At 69.7% G+C, this 16,140-nt stretch carries 19 protein-coding genes; 9 read left to right on the plus strand and 10 right to left on the minus strand.

From position 1 onward, the window contains the following. Positions 1 to 360 precede the first annotated feature (360 nt). From FJ091_10545 to arsS, 3 genes are all read right to left on the minus strand, one after another. Positions 361 to 1,923, minus strand: a complete 1,563-nt coding sequence (locus FJ091_10545; GenBank protein MBM4383794.1) for a mercuric reductase — start codon at positions 1,921 to 1,923, stop codon at positions 361 to 363. After that, complete coding sequence (locus tag FJ091_10550; GenBank protein MBM4383795.1) at positions 1,904 to 2,626, minus strand: TVP38/TMEM64 family protein; 723 nt, start codon at positions 2,624 to 2,626, stop codon at positions 1,904 to 1,906. Before FJ091_10550 ends, FJ091_10545 begins: the two co-directional genes overlap by 20 nt. Before the next feature lie 71 nt (positions 2,627 to 2,697). Beyond that, positions 2,698 to 3,660, minus strand: a complete 963-nt coding sequence (gene arsS, locus FJ091_10555) for an arsenosugar biosynthesis radical SAM protein ArsS (protein ID MBM4383796.1) — start codon at positions 3,658 to 3,660, stop codon at positions 2,698 to 2,700. Between the two features lie 71 nt (positions 3,661 to 3,731). Here arsS and FJ091_10560 point away from each other — a divergent pair, with 71 nt between their 5' ends. The 3 genes from FJ091_10560 (at position 3,732) to FJ091_10570 (ending at position 6,409) form a co-directional block, all read left to right on the plus strand. Continuing rightward, complete coding sequence (locus FJ091_10560; protein MBM4383797.1) at positions 3,732 to 4,511, plus strand: SDR family oxidoreductase; 780 nt, start codon at positions 3,732 to 3,734, stop codon at positions 4,509 to 4,511. A gap of 102 nt (positions 4,512 to 4,613) precedes the next feature. Beyond that, positions 4,614 to 5,252, plus strand: coding sequence for a TetR/AcrR family transcriptional regulator (locus FJ091_10565; GenBank protein ID MBM4383798.1), 639 nt, complete (start codon positions 4,614 to 4,616; stop codon positions 5,250 to 5,252). Positions 5,253 to 5,281: 29 nt separating this feature from the next. Beyond that, positions 5,282 to 6,409, plus strand: coding sequence for a ferritin-like domain-containing protein (locus FJ091_10570; GenBank protein MBM4383799.1), 1,128 nt, complete (start codon positions 5,282 to 5,284; stop codon positions 6,407 to 6,409). 17 nt (positions 6,410 to 6,426) lie between these two features. Here the strand turns inward: FJ091_10570 and FJ091_10575 are convergent, their stop codons facing one another. Beyond that, positions 6,427 to 6,858, minus strand: a complete 432-nt coding sequence (locus FJ091_10575; protein ID MBM4383800.1) for a hypothetical protein — start codon at positions 6,856 to 6,858, stop codon at positions 6,427 to 6,429. 77 nt (positions 6,859 to 6,935) lie between these two features. Between FJ091_10575 and FJ091_10580 the strand changes: the two genes are divergently transcribed. Further along, positions 6,936 to 7,778, plus strand: coding sequence for a hypothetical protein (locus FJ091_10580; protein ID MBM4383801.1), 843 nt, complete (start codon positions 6,936 to 6,938; stop codon positions 7,776 to 7,778). Between the two features lie 16 nt (positions 7,779 to 7,794). Here FJ091_10580 and FJ091_10585 read toward each other — a convergent pair whose 3' ends face one another. From FJ091_10585 to FJ091_10600, 4 genes are all read right to left on the minus strand, one after another. After that, entirely contained in the window at positions 7,795 to 9,189 is a 1,395-nt protein-coding gene (locus FJ091_10585; GenBank protein MBM4383802.1) for an NAD(P)(+) transhydrogenase (Re/Si-specific) subunit beta, read from the minus strand. Continuing rightward, entirely contained in the window at positions 9,186 to 9,458 is a 273-nt protein-coding gene (locus FJ091_10590) for an NAD(P) transhydrogenase subunit alpha (GenBank protein ID MBM4383803.1), read from the minus strand. Before FJ091_10590 ends, FJ091_10585 begins: the two co-directional genes overlap by 4 nt. Positions 9,459 to 9,578: 120 nt before the next feature. Beyond that, a complete protein-coding gene (locus FJ091_10595) occupies positions 9,579 to 9,977 on the minus strand; it encodes a DUF2442 domain-containing protein (GenBank protein MBM4383804.1) in 399 nt (132 codons plus the stop codon). Continuing rightward, positions 9,974 to 10,231, minus strand: coding sequence for a DUF4160 domain-containing protein (locus FJ091_10600; protein ID MBM4383805.1), 258 nt, complete (start codon positions 10,229 to 10,231; stop codon positions 9,974 to 9,976). The genes FJ091_10595 and FJ091_10600 overlap by 4 nt, the downstream gene beginning before the upstream one ends. A gap of 182 nt (positions 10,232 to 10,413) precedes the next feature. Here FJ091_10600 and FJ091_10605 point away from each other — a divergent pair, with 182 nt between their 5' ends. From FJ091_10605 to FJ091_10620, 4 genes are all read left to right on the plus strand, one after another. Beyond that, positions 10,414 to 11,319 carry an SDR family oxidoreductase gene (locus tag FJ091_10605; GenBank protein MBM4383806.1) on the plus strand — a complete coding sequence of 302 codons (906 nt, stop codon included), beginning with the start codon at positions 10,414 to 10,416 and terminating at the stop codon, positions 11,317 to 11,319. Positions 11,320 to 11,407: 88 nt separating this feature from the next. Next, positions 11,408 to 12,265 (plus strand): MaoC family dehydratase N-terminal domain-containing protein, encoded by an 858-nt coding sequence (locus FJ091_10610; protein ID MBM4383807.1) that lies wholly within the window; start codon positions 11,408 to 11,410, stop codon positions 12,263 to 12,265. Between the two features lie 155 nt (positions 12,266 to 12,420). After that, complete coding sequence (locus tag FJ091_10615) at positions 12,421 to 13,197, plus strand: SDR family oxidoreductase (protein MBM4383808.1); 777 nt, start codon at positions 12,421 to 12,423, stop codon at positions 13,195 to 13,197. 25 nt (positions 13,198 to 13,222) lie between these two features. Beyond that, the gene (locus tag FJ091_10620; protein ID MBM4383809.1) at positions 13,223 to 14,092 is read left to right on the plus strand and encodes an LLM class F420-dependent oxidoreductase; all 870 of its coding nucleotides are present in this window, start codon (positions 13,223 to 13,225) and stop codon (positions 14,090 to 14,092) included. A 67-nt stretch (positions 14,093 to 14,159) separates the two neighbouring features. Here the strand turns inward: FJ091_10620 and FJ091_10625 are convergent, their stop codons facing one another. Continuing rightward, the gene (locus tag FJ091_10625; GenBank protein MBM4383810.1) at positions 14,160 to 14,594 is read right to left on the minus strand and encodes a nuclear transport factor 2 family protein; all 435 of its coding nucleotides are present in this window, start codon (positions 14,592 to 14,594) and stop codon (positions 14,160 to 14,162) included. A gap of 10 nt (positions 14,595 to 14,604) precedes the next feature. Further along, the gene (speB, locus tag FJ091_10630) at positions 14,605 to 15,438 is read right to left on the minus strand and encodes an agmatinase (protein MBM4383811.1); all 834 of its coding nucleotides are present in this window, start codon (positions 15,436 to 15,438) and stop codon (positions 14,605 to 14,607) included. A gap of 276 nt (positions 15,439 to 15,714) precedes the next feature. On the opposite strand from speB, the gene FJ091_10635 reads away from it, so the two are divergent. Beyond that, a complete protein-coding gene (locus tag FJ091_10635) occupies positions 15,715 to 16,110 on the plus strand; it encodes an RNHCP domain-containing protein (protein ID MBM4383812.1) in 396 nt (131 codons plus the stop codon). Positions 16,111 to 16,140 lie beyond the last annotated feature (30 nt).

Below are 16,140 nucleotides of genomic sequence, written 5' to 3' on the forward strand. Positions count from 1 at the left end.
CAGCCGGTCGGAAGCTCCGCGCGAAAGTTGACGCGATTGAGACCGACGCGTTTGTCACCCGTGTCCACGTATCCCGACACGAGGCAGTGCTCGGGCACGCCGCTCGCTGCGGGCTGCCACACGCTCGTGAGGACCGTGGGCTTTCCCGTGCGCGCGCGCTTGCGGATCTTCTTGCGCTTCGTCGCCGCCTTGAAGTCCGTCGTCAGCGCACTGCAGCTCGTTTGCGATGGGGCGGCGCTCGCCGGCGGCGGCACGGCGATCCAGCCGAGCGCGAGCGAGCAGCCGAGGACGAGCGCGGAGCGAAGCAGCGTGGACACGAGCGCAGGCTATCGCGCCGCGTGCCGCCCCGCGGTGACGAGATCACACCGCTCGCTTCAGCTTCACGATCGCGCCGAGCGCGCGCTTCGCGAACGGCGTGAGCCGCGTGCGCGTGTAGAGGCCCGCGACGCCCTTCAGTGCCTCGCCCTGCGTCGGGTACGGGTAGATCACCCGCGTGAACGCGCCGAGGCCGATGCCTTGCGTGATCGCGAGGGTGTACTGCGTGATGAGGTCGCCCGCGTGCGCGGCCACGATCGTGGCGCCCACGATCTCGTCCGTGCCCTTGCGCACGTGCACCTTCACGAAGCCTTCCTCGGCGCCGTCCGTCACGGCGCGGTTCGCGCGCGTGATCGGCACCTGATACGTGTCGATCGCGATGCCCTTCGCCTGCGCGTCGCGCTCGTACATGCCGACGTGCGCGATCTCGGGCGCGGTGTACGTGCACCACGGCATCACGAGCCGCGAGAGGCGCTGCTTGCCGAACGGGCCGAACGAGAAGAGCGCGTTCTGCACGACGATCTTCGCGGCCGCGTCGGCGGCGTGGGTGAACTTCCAGGCCATGCACACGTCGCCGGCGGCGTAGATGTGCGGGTTCGACGTGCGCAGGAAGTCGTCGACTTTCACCCCGAGCCGCGCGTCGTAGTCGACGCCCGCGACCTCGAGGCCCATGCCCGTCACGTTCGGCGCGCGGCCCGCGCCCACGAGGATCTCGTCGACGGCGAGCACGCGCGCGCGGCCCGCCTTGTCCGTCACGTGCACGAGCTTCTCGGCGCCGCGCTTCTCCACGCGTTCGAGCTTCACCTCGAACCACAGGTCGACGCCGTCGCGCGCGAGCGCGTTTTGCACGATCGCGGCGGCGTCGGCGTCCTCGCGCGTCAGGATCTGCGGGCTCATCTCGAGGATCGTGACTTCGCTGCCGAGGCGCCGGAACGACTGCGCGAGCTCGCAGCCGATCGGCCCGGCGCCGATCACGGCGAGCCGGCGCGGGCGCTCCGTGAGCCTGAAGACCGTCTCGTTGTCGAGGTAGCCCGCATCGGCGAGCCCCGGGATCGGCGGCGCCGCGGCGCGCGCGCCGCTCGCAATCACGGCCCGCCGGAAGCGCAGCGTCTGCTCGCCGACCGCGATGGTGTTCCTGCTCGTGAACTCGGCGTCGCCGAGGTGCACGTCGACGCCGAACTCTTCCGTGTACCGCTTCGCACTGTCCTCGTGGCTGATGCGGGCGCGGATCTCGCGCATGCGCTCCATCGCCTTCGCGAAGTCCGGCAAGCCTGAGGACTCGCCGCCGAGCCCGAGCTTCGCCGCCTCGCGCGCTTCGTGGACGTAATGCGCCGCGCGGATCACCGCCTTCGACGGCACGCAGCCCACGTTCAGGCAGTCGCCGCCCATCAGGTGGCGCTCGATCAGCGCCGTCTTCGCGCCGAGGCTGGATGCGAGCAGCGAGGTCACGAGCCCCGCCGTTCCGGCGCCGACCACGACCAGGTCGTAGACGCCGTCGGTTCGCGGGTTCTGCCAGGTGGGCGGATGCACGTTCGCGACGAGGTGCTCGTTGTGCTGGTCGAAGGGAGCGATGCGCAGGGACACGGGGCTACTCCTTGGCCGCGGCAGTGAGGTCGGAACCGCTCGCGTCGGCGAGGGCGCGCCGTGCGATGCGCGTCACGAGCACGGTGACGACGATGGTGGCGAGCAGGCCGACCGCGGTGAGCGCGGTCTTGCCGGCGCTCGCGCCGCCGCCCGCCGCCGCAGCTGCGACGTCGCCCGCGAGGCTGCCGAGGTACACGTAGAGGAACGTGCCGGGCAGCATGCCCGCCGCGCCGAGCACGTAGTCGCCGAGGCTCACGCGCGTGAGGCCGAGCGCGTAGTTGCCGAGCGAAAACGGGAAGACGGGCGAGAGCCGTAACAAGAACACGATCTTGCGGCCCTGCTGACCGATCGCGCGGTCGATCGCGGCGAACTGCGCGTTGCCCGCGATGCGCGCCGCCACGAAGTCGCGCGCGACGTAGCGCGCGATCAGGAACGAGAGTGTCGACCCGAGCACCGCCGCCGTGAACACGATCGCGGTGCCCTCCACGACGCCGAAGATGCCGCCGCCCGCGAGCGTGAGCGCTGCGCCGGGCAGGAACGCGACGACGCCGAGCGCGTAGCCCGCGATGAACACGATCGGCCCGATCGCGCCGAGGCTCGCGATCCACACGCGGAACTCCTCGATGCGGCCGCCCGCGTACTTGCCGAGCACGATCAGCGCCGCGACCGCGAGCAGGCCGAGCGCGAGCTTCGCCCACGGGATGCCGCGCGGCGGCGCATCGCTCATCGGCATGGGCGCATTCGTCACGGGCCTCTCCTCTCGGGTTCGCGGGCTCTGATGCTCGCTGCGCATGCGGGTCACGCGAGCGCGCCGCCGCAGCTCGAGCCGGCGCCGGCGGTGCAGCCGAAGCAGTGCGCAGCCGTGGCGATGCGCAGCCCTGACAACTCGCGCACGTCGCCCAGCTCGAACAGCGTGCGCGGACCGCGCAGCGGCAGCGCGAGGGCTTGGTTGAAGTCGCAGTCGTAGAGCGCGCCGTCCCATGCCACGGAGAGCGTGGTGCGGCACATCAACGCGGGGGTCGTCTCCGCGTTGAAGTGATTCACGAGCAGCGCCATGTACTCCGCGTGCTTGCCGCTGCGCGCGAGATCGCGGGCGAAGCGCTTGATGGGCATGTTCGTGATCGTGAGCAAGCGATCGAACGCGATGCCGAGCGCGGCGAGCTCGCGGCGGTAGTCGGCTTCGAGCTTCTGCTGCGGACCGGGCAGAAACGCACCGAGCGGGTTGTACACGAGCGCGAGCACGAGACCGCCGCCGCGCGCGTAGCCGAGCGCGTTCAGCTTGCGCAGCGCATCGAGGCTGCGCGCGTAGACGTTCTTGCCGCGCCGCGCGTCGACGTTGCCGGGCGTGTAGCAGGGGAGCGACGCGACCACTTCGACGCGCTGCTCGGCGAGGAACGCCGCGGTGTCCTCCTGACCTGGCTCGAACAGCACGGTGAGGTTGCAGCGATCGATCACGCGGCGGCCGAGCGCGCGCGCACCGCGCACGAGCGCGCGGAAGTGCGGATTCAGCTCCGGTGCGCCGCCGGTGAGGTCGAGCGTCGCGAGCTGCGGATTCTCCGCGAGCACGGCGAGCACGCGCGCGGCGAGCTCTTCGCCGAGCGCCTCGCTGCGTTTCGGGCCAGCCTCGACGTGGCAGTGGTGGCAAGCGAGGTCGCAGCGCAGGCCCACGTTCACCTGCAGCGTCGTCGTCTCCGCGCGCGCGAGCGGCGGCAGCCCGTGCTCGGCGAGCCTGCGGTCGAAGTCGAGTTGTGGCGTAGTCATTAGGGCCTCGGCCTCGGGCTTTACGCCGCTCTCGCGCGCGAGGTTACGCTGATTCGCAGCGAGGAGAGTGCATGAAGCCGGGCATTGCGTGGATCACGGGCGCCTCCTCCGGCATCGGGCGCGAGCTCGCGCGGCAGCTGGCCGGGCAGGGCTGGCGGCTCGCACTGATCGCGCGGCGCAAGCAGCGACTCGATGCGCTCGCCGCGGAGCTCGCGGCGCGGCACGGGACGCAGTCGGAGGTGATCGCGGCAGACCTGCTCGCGCCGGGCGATCTCGAGCGCGTGGCCGAGCGCATCGCCGCGGCGCCGCCGGACCTGCTCGTGAACAACGCCGGCTTCGGCACCGCGGGCGCGCTCGCGCAGCTCGACGCCGCGCGTGAGCTCGACGAGGTGCGCACTCTCGTGCTCGCGGTCGTGCGCCTCACGCGCGCGGCGCTGCCCGGCATGCTCGCCCGCGGCAGCGGCGCGATCGTGAACGTGTCCTCGCTCGCGGGCGAAGCGCCCGGCCCCTACAACGCGACCTACTCCGCGAGCAAAGCGTTCGTCACGAGCTTCAACGGGGCCGTCTACGAAGAGACGCGCGGTAGCGGCGTGCGCGTGATGGCGCTGCTGCCAGGCTTCACCGCGACCGAGTTCCAGGAAGTCGCGGGCGTCAGCCGCGACGCGATCCCGCCCGCCGCGCGCCTCAGCGCCGAGTTCGTGGTGGCCGAGGCGCTGCGCGATCTCGAGCGCGGCGCCGCGCGCTCTATTCCAGGCGCCGCATACAAGCTCGCCGCACGCGCCGAGGGCGTCCTCCCGCGCGCCCTGATCCGCCGCATCGTGGGCGAGGTCTGGCGCCGCGCGCAGCGCTGAGCCATTTGGGGTCTGGCCCCAAGTGGCGCCTCCCTCCGGGGCATCGCGCAAGTTCGCGGTTTCGCTCACCGATTGGCGGGCTAGCTTGCTGAACTGAACTTCATGTCAGTCTCGACTCCGTCACGCCCGATCGTCGATCTCAGCGCCCACCGCGCTCGCCGCGATCCCGTGCGCACGCGCGAGCGCCTGATCGCAGCCGGCACCGACCTCTTCGCGCAGCACGGGCTGCACGAGGTCACGAGCGCAGGGGTCGCACGCCACGCGGGCGTTGCGACCGGCACGTTCTACCTGCACTTCCCCGACAAGCTCGCGCTGTTCCGCACGATCGTGTTCGACGGGCTCGCCGAGCTGCGAGCGCGGCAGGACGCCGCCGGCGCGCAGCAGCCGCGCGGCACGGCCGAGGAGCTGCGTGCGCGCCTCGCCACGTTCCTCGAGTTCGCGGAGGAGAAGCGCGCGCTGATGCGCGTGCTGTTCGCGCGCAGCGCCGAGGCGGCGGGCATCGCGGACGAGATCGTGGCAGCGCTCGCGCCGGGCGTGGAGCGCAGATACGTGGCGCTCCGCGCTGCCGGGCGTCTGCCCGCGGGCGTGAGCCCGGCGGTCGCCGCGCAGGCGCGCGCCGCCGCAGTCGTGCGCATCGCGGCATGGTGGACCGAAGACCCCGCGCGCGCCACGCGCCGCGAAGTGATCGACACGCTCGTCGCCCTCGACCCCGCCGCGTTCGCGCCGAGCGTCACTCCCTAACAACCGCGCCCGACCTGGAGCCGATTCCGATGCCCCACATCACGCACGACGCCGCCTACAACACCGTTGACCGCGACGACTTCCTCGCGATGATCGAGCCCGCGCGTTACGGCACGCGCTGCGACGCCTTCGACGACATCATCTCCGCGACGCGCGATCACCACTGGGATCCGACCGATCCCGTCTACATCGATTTCGACGCCGATGCGTTCGACGTGAAGACGCAGCTGATCATGCCGCGCGAGTTCACCGTCGAGCTGCAGTGCGCGGTGAAGGACCGCCTCGACGAGGGCCAGCAGATCCGCCTCGCGAACGAATCCACACGCTTCTCGCTCTCCTCGATCCTGCACGGCGAGCAGGGCGCGCTCTCGCTCTCGGCGAGCCTCACGCACATCCTGCGCGATCCGGGCGCACAGGAGTACGCCACCAACCAGGCGCGCGAAGAGGCGCGCCACGTCGCCGGCTTCTCGCGCTACGTCGCGAAGCGCTTCGGCACGCCGCTCGGCTGCGGCTCGACGCTCGCGAGCCTGATGAACGAGCTCGTGCTCGCGCCCGAGGTCTACAAGAAGCTCGTCGGCATGCAGATGCTGATCGAGGGCCTCGCGATGGGCGCCTTCGCGACGTTCCACTCGATGACGAACGATCCGGTGCTGCGCCGCCTGATCCAGCTCACCATGAGCGACGAGGCGTTCCATCACAAGTTCGGAAAGATCTGGGCGGATCGGACGATCTCGAAGCTCAGCGAGGAAGAGCACATCGTCGTCGAGGACTGGGCGGCGAAGTGCTTCCAGACCTTGCTCTTCAATCTCATCAACGCGGAGCAGAAGCAGGCGATCTACCCGCAGTTCGGGCTCGAGTGGCAGTGGGTGCGCGGCGCGGTACTCGAAGCGTTCACCGACAAGGATCGCCGCCAGGCGATGACGCAGAGCACGAACATCTTCCGCGTACTGATCAAGACCTTGCTGAAGGCCGGCATCATCACCGAGCGCACGCGCGCGGTGTACGCGGGCTGGGTCGACATGAACGAGCTGCAGCGTGAGGGCGACGAAGTGATCGGTCACGAGCTCGCGATGCAGACCGTCGCCGAGCTGCGCGACCTGAACGCGCAGCAAGCGAAGGTGATGAGCCGCGCGCTGAAGGAGCGCCGCGCGAGCTGAGCAAGGGCTGCGCTCGCCTACTGGTACTCGATCACCAACACAGGCGCGCGAGTTCCATTCGCGGCTTCGGCGGTGCGCTTGCCCACACCGTTGACGAGAAGCGTGAGAGCGTTCCCGGAGGCCCAACCGGGCTGGCTGAGGATCTCGCTCACGATGGGCGCGAGGTTTGGCGTGCGCTGGTCGACGCCTGCGACCTGAGCTGTCGGCCACGGAGCGGGAGCCCAGGTGACACTCGAAGTTGTCCGCGCGCGACTCGAGAGCGAGAACGGCGTCGTCGCAAATGGGGTGGAGTTGGCGACGCGCTTGCCGGTGAGGGTGAGGGTGCAGCTGGCCGTGGTGACTTCATCCGCCTCGAACTGCACGTAGGCATTCGTGATCGTCGCGGTCGCTGGGATGGCGATGTTCGTGAAGCGCAGGGCGACGGTTTGGTTGCCGCCCGCGTCGACCACGAGCTCGAGGTCGGAGCTGTTCAGGTCCACCACGCCCGTGGCGAGCTCCGAACCTGCTCGGCGGAAAGCCGAGCGACGTGTCGATCAAGCTGGCCGGGCACGACGTGTCGGGCTGGCAGGCGGTCGTCGACGCCCACTACGACCGACTGGTCGCCGACCTCGCCGCCGCAGGCATCGAGGTCGTGCCACAAGCCGAAGTCCGCGCGCAGAAGGAGTACGCGGCGATCGCGAAGGCCGCCGTCGCGTTGCCGAAGGAAGTCGGCGGCAAGGCGGGGAAGGGCACTTATTACGGCGCACGCGATCTCCCGGTCGTGGTGCAAGACGAGCTCGCGGTGTTCCAACGCGGCTTCAAGCTCGAGGGCGGCCTGTTCGGCGGGAAACCCGTCGAGGATCTCTACATGAGCGGTGGCTCGAAGATCGCGGCGAGCTTCAGCACGGGCGCCGTGCTCGCTGCGGAGCGCCAGCTCGCAAGGAAGCTCGACGCGCACGTGCTGAAGGTGCGGCTCACCGTCCTTCCCGCGCAGCTCACGGCGGACCGAGACTTCTGGAAGGGCGGCGGCGTCGAGACTAACGCGGCCGTCGCACTGGTGCCGCTCGTCAATCGGTACTTGTTCTCCGGGCCGGACGGCAAAGACGCGCGCCTGTCCGTGAAGCGAGACCTCGTGAGTACGCGCAGCACCGGCCAACTGAAGGACGTGACCTCGGCCGCGCAGAAGGTCAACCAAATCGCCGGCGTCGGCGTTCGCGTGGTCGGCGCGCTGTACGGCGTCTCGACGCCGGGGGCGATCGGCAAGGTGAAGGACTACGAGTTCCGCGTGGACAACGCCGCGTACCCGGGCGTCGTCGCGGAGACCCTGACGACCGCGCACGAGCTCTTCCTCGCGCGCCTGCTCGAAGCACGCGACGCCGCGGAGGACTGAGCGGGCGGCGTGCGGATCAGGCCGCCGCCGCGGTGTCGTCTTCCTTCAGCGCCGTCGCGATCTCGGCGATCACGCCCTTCGCGTCGCCGAACACCATGATCGTGTTGTCGGCGTAGAAGAGCGCGTTGTCGATGCCTGCGAAGCCGGGATTCTTCGAGCGCTTGATCGCGATCACGACGCGCGACTTGTCGGCGTCGATGATCGGCATGCCGAAGATCGGCGACGACTTGTCGCTGCGCGCCGCGGGGTTCACCACGTCGTTCGCGCCCACGATCACGCACACGTCGCACTGCGGCATGTCGGGATTGATCTCGTCCATCTCGAGCAGCGCCTCGTACGGAATGTCGGCCTCGGCGAGCAGCACGTTCATGTGGCCGGGCATGCGCCCCGCGACGGGGTGGATGGCGAACTTCACGTCGATGCCGCGCTTCGTGAGCGAGTCGTACACCTCGCGCACGCGGTGCTGCGCCTGCGCGACGGCCATGCCGTAGCCGGGCACGATCACGACGCGCTGCGCGTTGGCGAGGTAGTCCGCGGCGTCGTGCGCGCTCGCGCCCTTCATCACGCGCTCCTCGACCTGGCCGCTCGCCACCTGCACCTGTCCGAACGCGCCGAACAGCACGTTGGTGAAGGAGCGGTTCATCGCCTTGCACATGATCACGCTCAGGATGAAGCCCGACGCGCCGTCGAGCGCGCCCGCGATGATCAGCAGCTGATTCTCGAGCACGAAGCCCATCGCGACCGCGGCGAGGCCGGCGTACGAGTTCAGCAGCGAGATCACGGTGGGCATGTCGGCGCCGCCGATCGGGATGATCAGCAGCACGCCGAACAAGAGGCTCAGCGTGATCACGACGGGGAACAGGTAGGACTTGGTCGGGTCGGCGATCAGCGCGAGGCCGGCGAGGATCGCAATCCCCAACAACACGAAGTTCACCGCGTTCTGGCCGCGGTAGGTGATCGGCCGCGTCGGGATCACTTCCTGAAGCTTGCCCGCCGCCATCAGCGAGCCGGTGAAGGTCAGGAAGCCGAGCAGCACCTCCACCACGATCGCGCCGGTTCGGAACGAGGTGAGCGTGCCTTCTTCGAGCCAGATCAGGTACTTCGCGGTGCCGACGAGGCCCGCGGCGAGTCCGCCGAACGCGTGCGAGATCGCCGTTCGCTGCGGCACCGCAGTCAGCGGCACGCGCGAGAGCGGCACGCCGACGGCGATGCCCGCGAGCGCGGCGAGGCCGATCCACAGGTAGTGCTCGACGTGTGGGTCGAGCAGCGTGCCGAAGATCGCGAGGCCCATGCCGACGACGCCCGCGAGCACGCCGCGGCGCGCGGTGTTGGGGCGATTCAGCCAGCGCAGCGAGAAGATGAAGAGCATCGCCGCCGCGAGATAGGAGAGGTGCGTGACGATCTCGCTCACGACTTCGGCCCCTTCTCCTTGAACATCTTCAGCATGCGGTCCGTGATCAGGAAGCCGCTGACGATGTTCGTGATCGAGGCGAACACCGCGATGGCGCCGAGCACCGTCGTCAGCGTGTCCTTCTGCTCGCCCGCGATCAGGATCGAGCCGACCACCGCGATCGCGGAGATCGCGTTCGTGAGCGACATCAGCGGCGTGTGCAGCAGCCGCGAGACGTTCTGGATCACGCTGAAGCCGACGAAGGTCGCCAGCATCAGCGCGAACAGCATGGAGAAGCCGAGATCGAGGTCCACGCGTGCGCTCCTTGCGCGCGAGCCAGCGGCGGAAAGCGCGGCTCGGAGCGCCGCTAGCTAGCTAGCGCGCGGGGGCGATGCAAGGCGGCGGCGTGGCTACGCGCGGCGACGGGACGTGCGCTTCTTGGCGGGAGCCGTCGCAGGCTTTCTCGCACGAACCGTGTGCGGGCGACGAACGAGCGGCGGCGATGAGGTGGGGAAGCCATCCGCGTACTTGCGAGCCGGCTTGATTCCGAAGGTCTCGAACCGCACCCGGTCCCAGAGGTACTCCGGCGAGAAGTCAGCGCCGTTCGGCCAGCACAAAGTCCGATCGACGAAGAGCCTCGCGAAGTATGCGGGGTCTACGAGTGGCTCGAAGATCGCTCCCCACAGCTCGGATCGAAGGTCCAGTTCGCCCGTGAGCCCGTCCGCGAACTGCAACCAGACGCGGTGCGCGCCGAGCGGCCTCGCAGCGACGACGGGCGAGTAGTCGCGACGCGTCTTTTTCGTACTCATTCGAGCGGCTCGATTCGCGCGAGCGGGAGCCTCTGCCGGGCAGCGTCCCAGTTGGCGATCAGCTCGTCGCCGTGAAGGTTGGCCCACTCGCGGACGAGCCTGAGCGCGCGGGATGGAAAGTCCCCGACCACGCGGCCCGTTCGGATGTAGAAGTCGATCTCATGGCTGCCGTAGATCGCATGGAAGTGCGGCGGTCCATGATCGCGGGTGTGCATCTGAATCACGATCCCAAAGAACCTGCTGATCTCGGGCACAGCGCTCTCGAGCGCGTGGGACTTCGCGCGCGCTCGGGGTGAGCGCGGGCAACCTACCGCCGCGGGCTGCCTCAGCAACGAGACCGCGCGTTCACGCGCGTTGAAACGCCTCGCGCGCGCTGGCAGAGTCCGCCGCTTCGCGCGCAGCACGCGCTCCGTCGGCGCGCGGCAAAGGAGCGTCCATGTCGCAGATCAGCTTCGCCGGCCGCGTGGCCGTCATCACCGGCGCCGGGGGTGGGCTCGGCCGCACGTACGCGCTCGAGATCGCGCGGCGCGGCGGGCGCGTCGTCGTGAACGACCTCGGCGGCAAGCCCGATGGCTCCGGGGCGAGCACGAGCATGGCCGACCAGGTCGTGAAGGAGATCGCCGAAGCCGGCGGGCAGGCCGTCGCGAACTACGACTCCGTGTCCACGCCCGAAGGCGGCAGGGCGATCGTGCAGACCGCGCTCGACCACTTCGGGCGTGTCGACATCGTGATCAACAACGCGGGCATCCTGCGCGACAAGACCTTCGCGAAGCTCACGCCGGAAGAGCTCGAGATCGTGCTCGACGTGCACCTGAAGGGCGCGTTCTACGTCACGCAGCCCGCGTTCCCGGTGATGAAGCAGAACGGCTACGGGCGCATCCTCTTCACCGCGTCGGCGGCGGGCGTGCTCGGCAACTTCGGGCAGACCAATTATGGCGCCGCGAAGATGGGCCTCGTCGGCCTCTCGAACGTGCTCGCGATCGAGGGCGCCAAGAACGGCATCCAGTGCAACGTGATCACGCCGATCGCGAACACGCGGCTCACGCAGGACCTGTTAGGCCCGATCGCCGCGAAGCTCGCGCCCGAGTGCGTCACGCCGCTCGCGCTCTACCTCGTCTCGGAGCAGTGCACGCTCACGCACGAGATCTTCACGGTGGGCGGCGGCCGCTACGCGCGCTTCTTCATCGGCATGAACGAGGGCTGGGTGAAGCCCGGCGGCGCGCCGGCGTCGATCGAGGAGATCGCGGGCCACATCGACGAGATCCGCGACACCACGAAGTTCACGATCCCGAGCGGCGTCGGCGACGAGCTGCGCGTGACCGCGAAGCTGTTCAAGTCATAGTCGACTCGTCCGCGCTGATCGCCAGCGAGGTTTGCGGCGATCGAGCAGGAGCGCGGAGGAGCTGATCCCCTCACCCGCTGGAGCCCACATGCCCATCAACCCCGCAGAAGCCCTGGCCGCGAAGTTTCCGTCCGCCGAGACGAGCTACGAGGTGGACGACGTGATCCTCTACCACCTCGGCATCGGCGCGGGCGTGCCGCAGACCGACGCGAACGAGCTCGAGTACACGTACGAGAAGAACCTGAAGGTGCTGCCGAGCTTCGGCGTGATCCCGACCTTCGGCGCGATGGGCGGCTCGCTCTTCAACACGCCGGGGCTCAAGTTCAACCCCGCGATGCTGCTGCACGGCGAGCAGGACATCGAGATTCACCGGCCGCTGCCCACGAGCGCGAAGCTCGTGAACGAGTCGCGCATCGCGGCGCTCTACGACAAGGGCAAGGCCGCGCTCGTCGTGTTCGAGGTGAAGACGAGCGAGAAGGGTGGCGCTCCGCTGTTCACGAATCGCTTCTCGCTCTTCCTGCGCGGCGAAGGCGGCTTCGGCGGCGACAGCGGCCCGAAGGTCGGCAACGACGCGCCGCAGCGCGCGCCCGATCTCGTGGTGGAATCGAAGACGCTGCCGCAGCAGGCGCTGCTCTATCGCCTCAGCGGCGACAAGAACCCGCTCCACGCGGATCCCGGCTTCGCGAAGATGGGCGGCTTCGACGTGCCGATCCTGCACGGCCTGTGCTCGTTCGGGATCGTGTGCAAAGCCGCCGTCGACAAGGCCCTCGGCGGAGACGTCACGAAGGTGGCGCGGTATCAGGCGCGCTTCGCGGGCGTGTTCTTCCCCGGCGAAACGATGGTCACGTCGATCTGGAAGGAAGGGGCGAGGTTGCTCGTGAGCAGCATCTCGAAGGAGCGCGGCACGCCCGTGGTGAGCAACGCTGCTGTCGAGCTTCGGGGCTGATGGGCTTGCGGCTGACCTCGCATGCATCCTGGCCAGCTTCGTTGCGCGGCCCTCGACGTATGTGACATACGCCGTCGGGCCGCGGCGCCTCGCTGGCCAGGCGCCTGCGAGGTCAGGACCGAGGTTCACGGGAAGAAAAGAGAGCAGGAGTCCGCATGAGCATTCTCGATCGATTCTCTGTCGCGGGGCAGGTGGCTGTCGTTACGGGTGGTGGGCGCGGCATCGGTGAGGGGATTGCGCTCGGGCTCGCGGAGGCGGGCGCGGATGTCGTGCTCGCGGCGCGGCGCACCAAGGAGGTGGAGGCGGTCGCGGAGAAGGTGCGGAAGCTCGGGCGGCGCGCGCTGGCGGTGACGACGGACGTGATGAAGATCGAGCAGGTCGAGGCGCTCGCGAAGACTGCCTTCGAGCGCATGGGCCGGCTCGACATCTGGGTGAGCAACGCCGGTGGCGCCGACGACCGCGTGCCGCGCACGTTCCTCGATATGCCCGAACGCCAGTGGGACTTCCAGCTCAACCTGAATCTCAAGGCGGTGTGGACCGGCGCGCAGGCGGCGGCGCGCATCATGAAGGACCACGGCGGCGGCAAGATCATCAACATCTCGTCCTCCGCGGCCGGCGCGGCGGCGCCGTTCAACGGCCCGTACGCCGTCGCGAAGAGCGGCGTGAACAACCTCACGCAGACCCTCGCCGTCGAGATGGCGCCGCTCGGCATTCGCGTGAACGGCGTCTCGCCGGGACCGATTCCGACAGAGGTGTTCCTCGAGTTCACGAAGATCAAGCCCGAGGAGATTCCGCAGCTCGGCAAGCGCCTGAACATCCCGCTCGGGCGCGTGGGAACGCCGGAGGACATCGCGCCGGCGGTCGTCTACCTCGCTTCGGATGCATCGTCTTGGATGACGGGGCAGACGATCGTGGTGCGCGGCGGGCCCTAACAACCTCACGTAGCAGGAGCATGCCATGAAGTTCGGACTCGCGTTCGCGGCGAGCATGGGCGTCGAAGGCCCGGCGGCGCTGGAGATCTGCCGGCGCGCGGAGGCTGCCGGCTTCGAGTCGGTGTGGGGCGGCGAGCACGTCGTGCTGCCCACGCGCATGACGTCGAAGTATCCGTATACCGCCGACGGCAAAATTCCCGCGGAGCCCGACACGCCGATTCCGGATCCGCTGATCTGGCTCGCGTTCGCCGCCGCCGCGGCGCAGAAGCTGCGCCTCGGCACGTGCATCCTGATCGTCCCGCAGCGCAATCCGGTCGTGCTCGCGAAGGAGCTCGCCACGCTCGATCGCCTCTCGGGCGGACGCGTCGAGCTCGGACTCGGCGTGGGCTGGCTGCGCGAAGAGTTCGAGGCGCTCGGCGTGCCCTGGGAACGCCGCGGCGAGCGCAACGACGAGTACATCGCCGCGATGCGCGCGCTGTGGGCCGGACCGCACGCCGAGTTCCACGGCAAGTTCGTCGACTTCCCGCCGGTCACGTGCAGCCCGCGCCCCGTGCAGCGCTCGATCCCGATCCTCGTCGGCGGCGACACGGACGCCGCGATCGCGCGCGCAGTGCGCATCGCCGACGGCTACTTCCCGGGCGAAGGCGACGCCACGCGCCTCGCCGCGTTGATCGCACGGCTGCGCGAGGCCGAGAAGCGCGCCGGCGGGGAGCCCGGCCGCATCCAGATCAACGCCATGTTCGGCGCGCAGATGGCGGACCCCGTCGCGGGAGCGCACCAGCTTGCGGAGCTCGGCGTCGCGCGCGCGATGCTGCCTGCGTTCTTCTTCGCGGGGCCGGGCGGCCTCGATCGCCTCAGCGAGTTCGGCGAACGCGTGATTCGCCGCGTCGGCTAGCGCGGCTGACTTCGCTCGGCTTCGCCGCGCTGCGCGCTTCGCTTGCGCACTCCGCTTGCGGCGCGGCTCAGCTTCCGAGCGGCTGCCACGAGTGGCGCCAGATGCGCCACTCGCCGGCGGCGTCGCGGCGCAGCACGTCGAGGTAGCGCGATCTCGTGGCGGCCTCGGTCAGCGCGCCGGGCTCCGTCACGCCGACCCCGGGGTTCTTCTGCGTGAGGTGGATCGTGTAGTCGTACTCGGCGACCGCGACGTCGCCGAGCACCGTGACTTCCGGCGCGCTGTGAATCTCGATGCGATACGTCGCCGGGCCGAACACGCCCTCGAGAAACTCGCCGTAGCGCTTCGCGGTGTCGATCGCGGGCGCGCCCGGCGGCATCAGCCGCACGTCGGGATGCAGCACGCGCAGGTAGCCCGGGATGCTGCTGCCCTCGACGGCGCGGCGGTACTCGGCGTAGAGGGACTCGATCTTGCGGCGCTCGCTCGCGGCATCCGTGCTGCTCATGCGTCTCCTTTCACTCAATCGCGCTCATCAGGCCGATCAACTCCTTCACCAGCTTCGCGCAGGTTGCGGCCGTGATCCCGCCCACGTCGCGATGCGGGTTGAGCTCGACGAGGTCGGCGCCAACGATCGGCGCGCGCGGATTCCCCGCCAGCGCGTGCAGCACGTCGAGTGCCTGTCGCGTCGTGAAGCCGCCGCCTTCGGGGTGCGAGACGCCGGGCGCGAACGCGGGATCGAGCCCGTCGACGTCGAACGAGACGTAGACGGGCGTGTCGAAGCGCAGCGCCGCGGTGCGCGCCCAGTGGCGCATTTCGATGAGCTCGACGCCGAAGCGCGCGGCCTGCTCGCGCTGGTGCGCGTGGAGCGAGCGCACGCCCACCTGCACGAGTCGCGTCGCGAGCCCGGCTTCCATGATTCGCGCGAACGGACACGCGTGCGAGAAGCGGTTGCCTTCGTAGTGGTCGTAGAGGTCCGGGTGCGCGTCGAAGTGGAGGATCGTGAGCGGCTGCGCGCGCGGCGCGACGGCGCGAACGATCGGCAGGGTGATCGAGTGATCGCCGCCGAGCGAGAGCGGCTTCGCGCCGCGGGCGAGCACGCCGGCGATCGCGGCCTCGATCACGGCTTGCCACGCATCGCTCTCGGGCACGGCGATGTCCCCGTGATCCGACCACAGGCCCGGCTCGGCGAGGTCGAGGCCGAGCTCGGTCCAGAGGTTCGAGGAATCGCTTTGCAGCGCTGCGCGAATCACCGGCGGAGCATCCGCCGCCCAGCGCAGGAACGAGGACTGCGCGTCGTAGCGAAAGCCGAGCAGCGCGACGCGCGCGGGTGCGGGGTCGGGGTTCGTCACGAGTGCGAGTCTCCGCGCCCGCGCGCACTCGCGTCAACGCCTTGCCGCACCGCCCGTCGCCGTTACCGTGCGCGCCGCTTCGCTCGAGGTATGCGCAATGTCTGCCGGGGTCTCTCACTCCTAGCCGGTTCGGCCGCGACGCTTTCGTCCGCGCGCTCTGACGCGCGACGTGTGCCGCGGCCTTGGTGAGTGCAAGCGGCGCTTCGCCGCGCGCACATCTCGGCTAGTCCGAGAGACCTCTCTCGCGCCGCCTGCGCGGCGCGTTTCGAGCAGACGATGGGACGCACATTCCGGCACGACCCGGACGAGCCGCACGCGCGCGAGCCGCGGCGCGAGTCCGAGAGCGACACATTCCGGTGTCAGCACTGCCGCGCGGAGATTCCGCGCGCGGCGTTCGGCACCGAGCACCGCAATCACTGCCCGCTCTGCCTGTGGAGCGTGCACGTCGACGAGCGCCCGGGCGACCGGCGCGCGGCGTGCCGCGGCGGCATGGAGCCGATCGCGGTGTGGGTGCGCGACTCGGAGGAGTGGGCGCTCGTGCACCGCTGCGGCACCTGCCACGTCGTGCGCGTGAACCGCATCGCGGGCGACGACAACGAGTACGCGCTGCTGACGCTCGCGGCGCGCCCGATGGCGCTGCCGCCGTTTCCGGTGACGCGGCTTCGCAAGTGAGCGCGTTCGCTCGCGCAGCCGAGCGAAGCG

The sequence above is a fragment of the Deltaproteobacteria bacterium genome (genome assembly GCA_016875395.1).
In the GTDB taxonomy this organism is placed as follows: Bacteria; Myxococcota_A; UBA9160; order UBA9160; family UBA6930; genus VGRF01.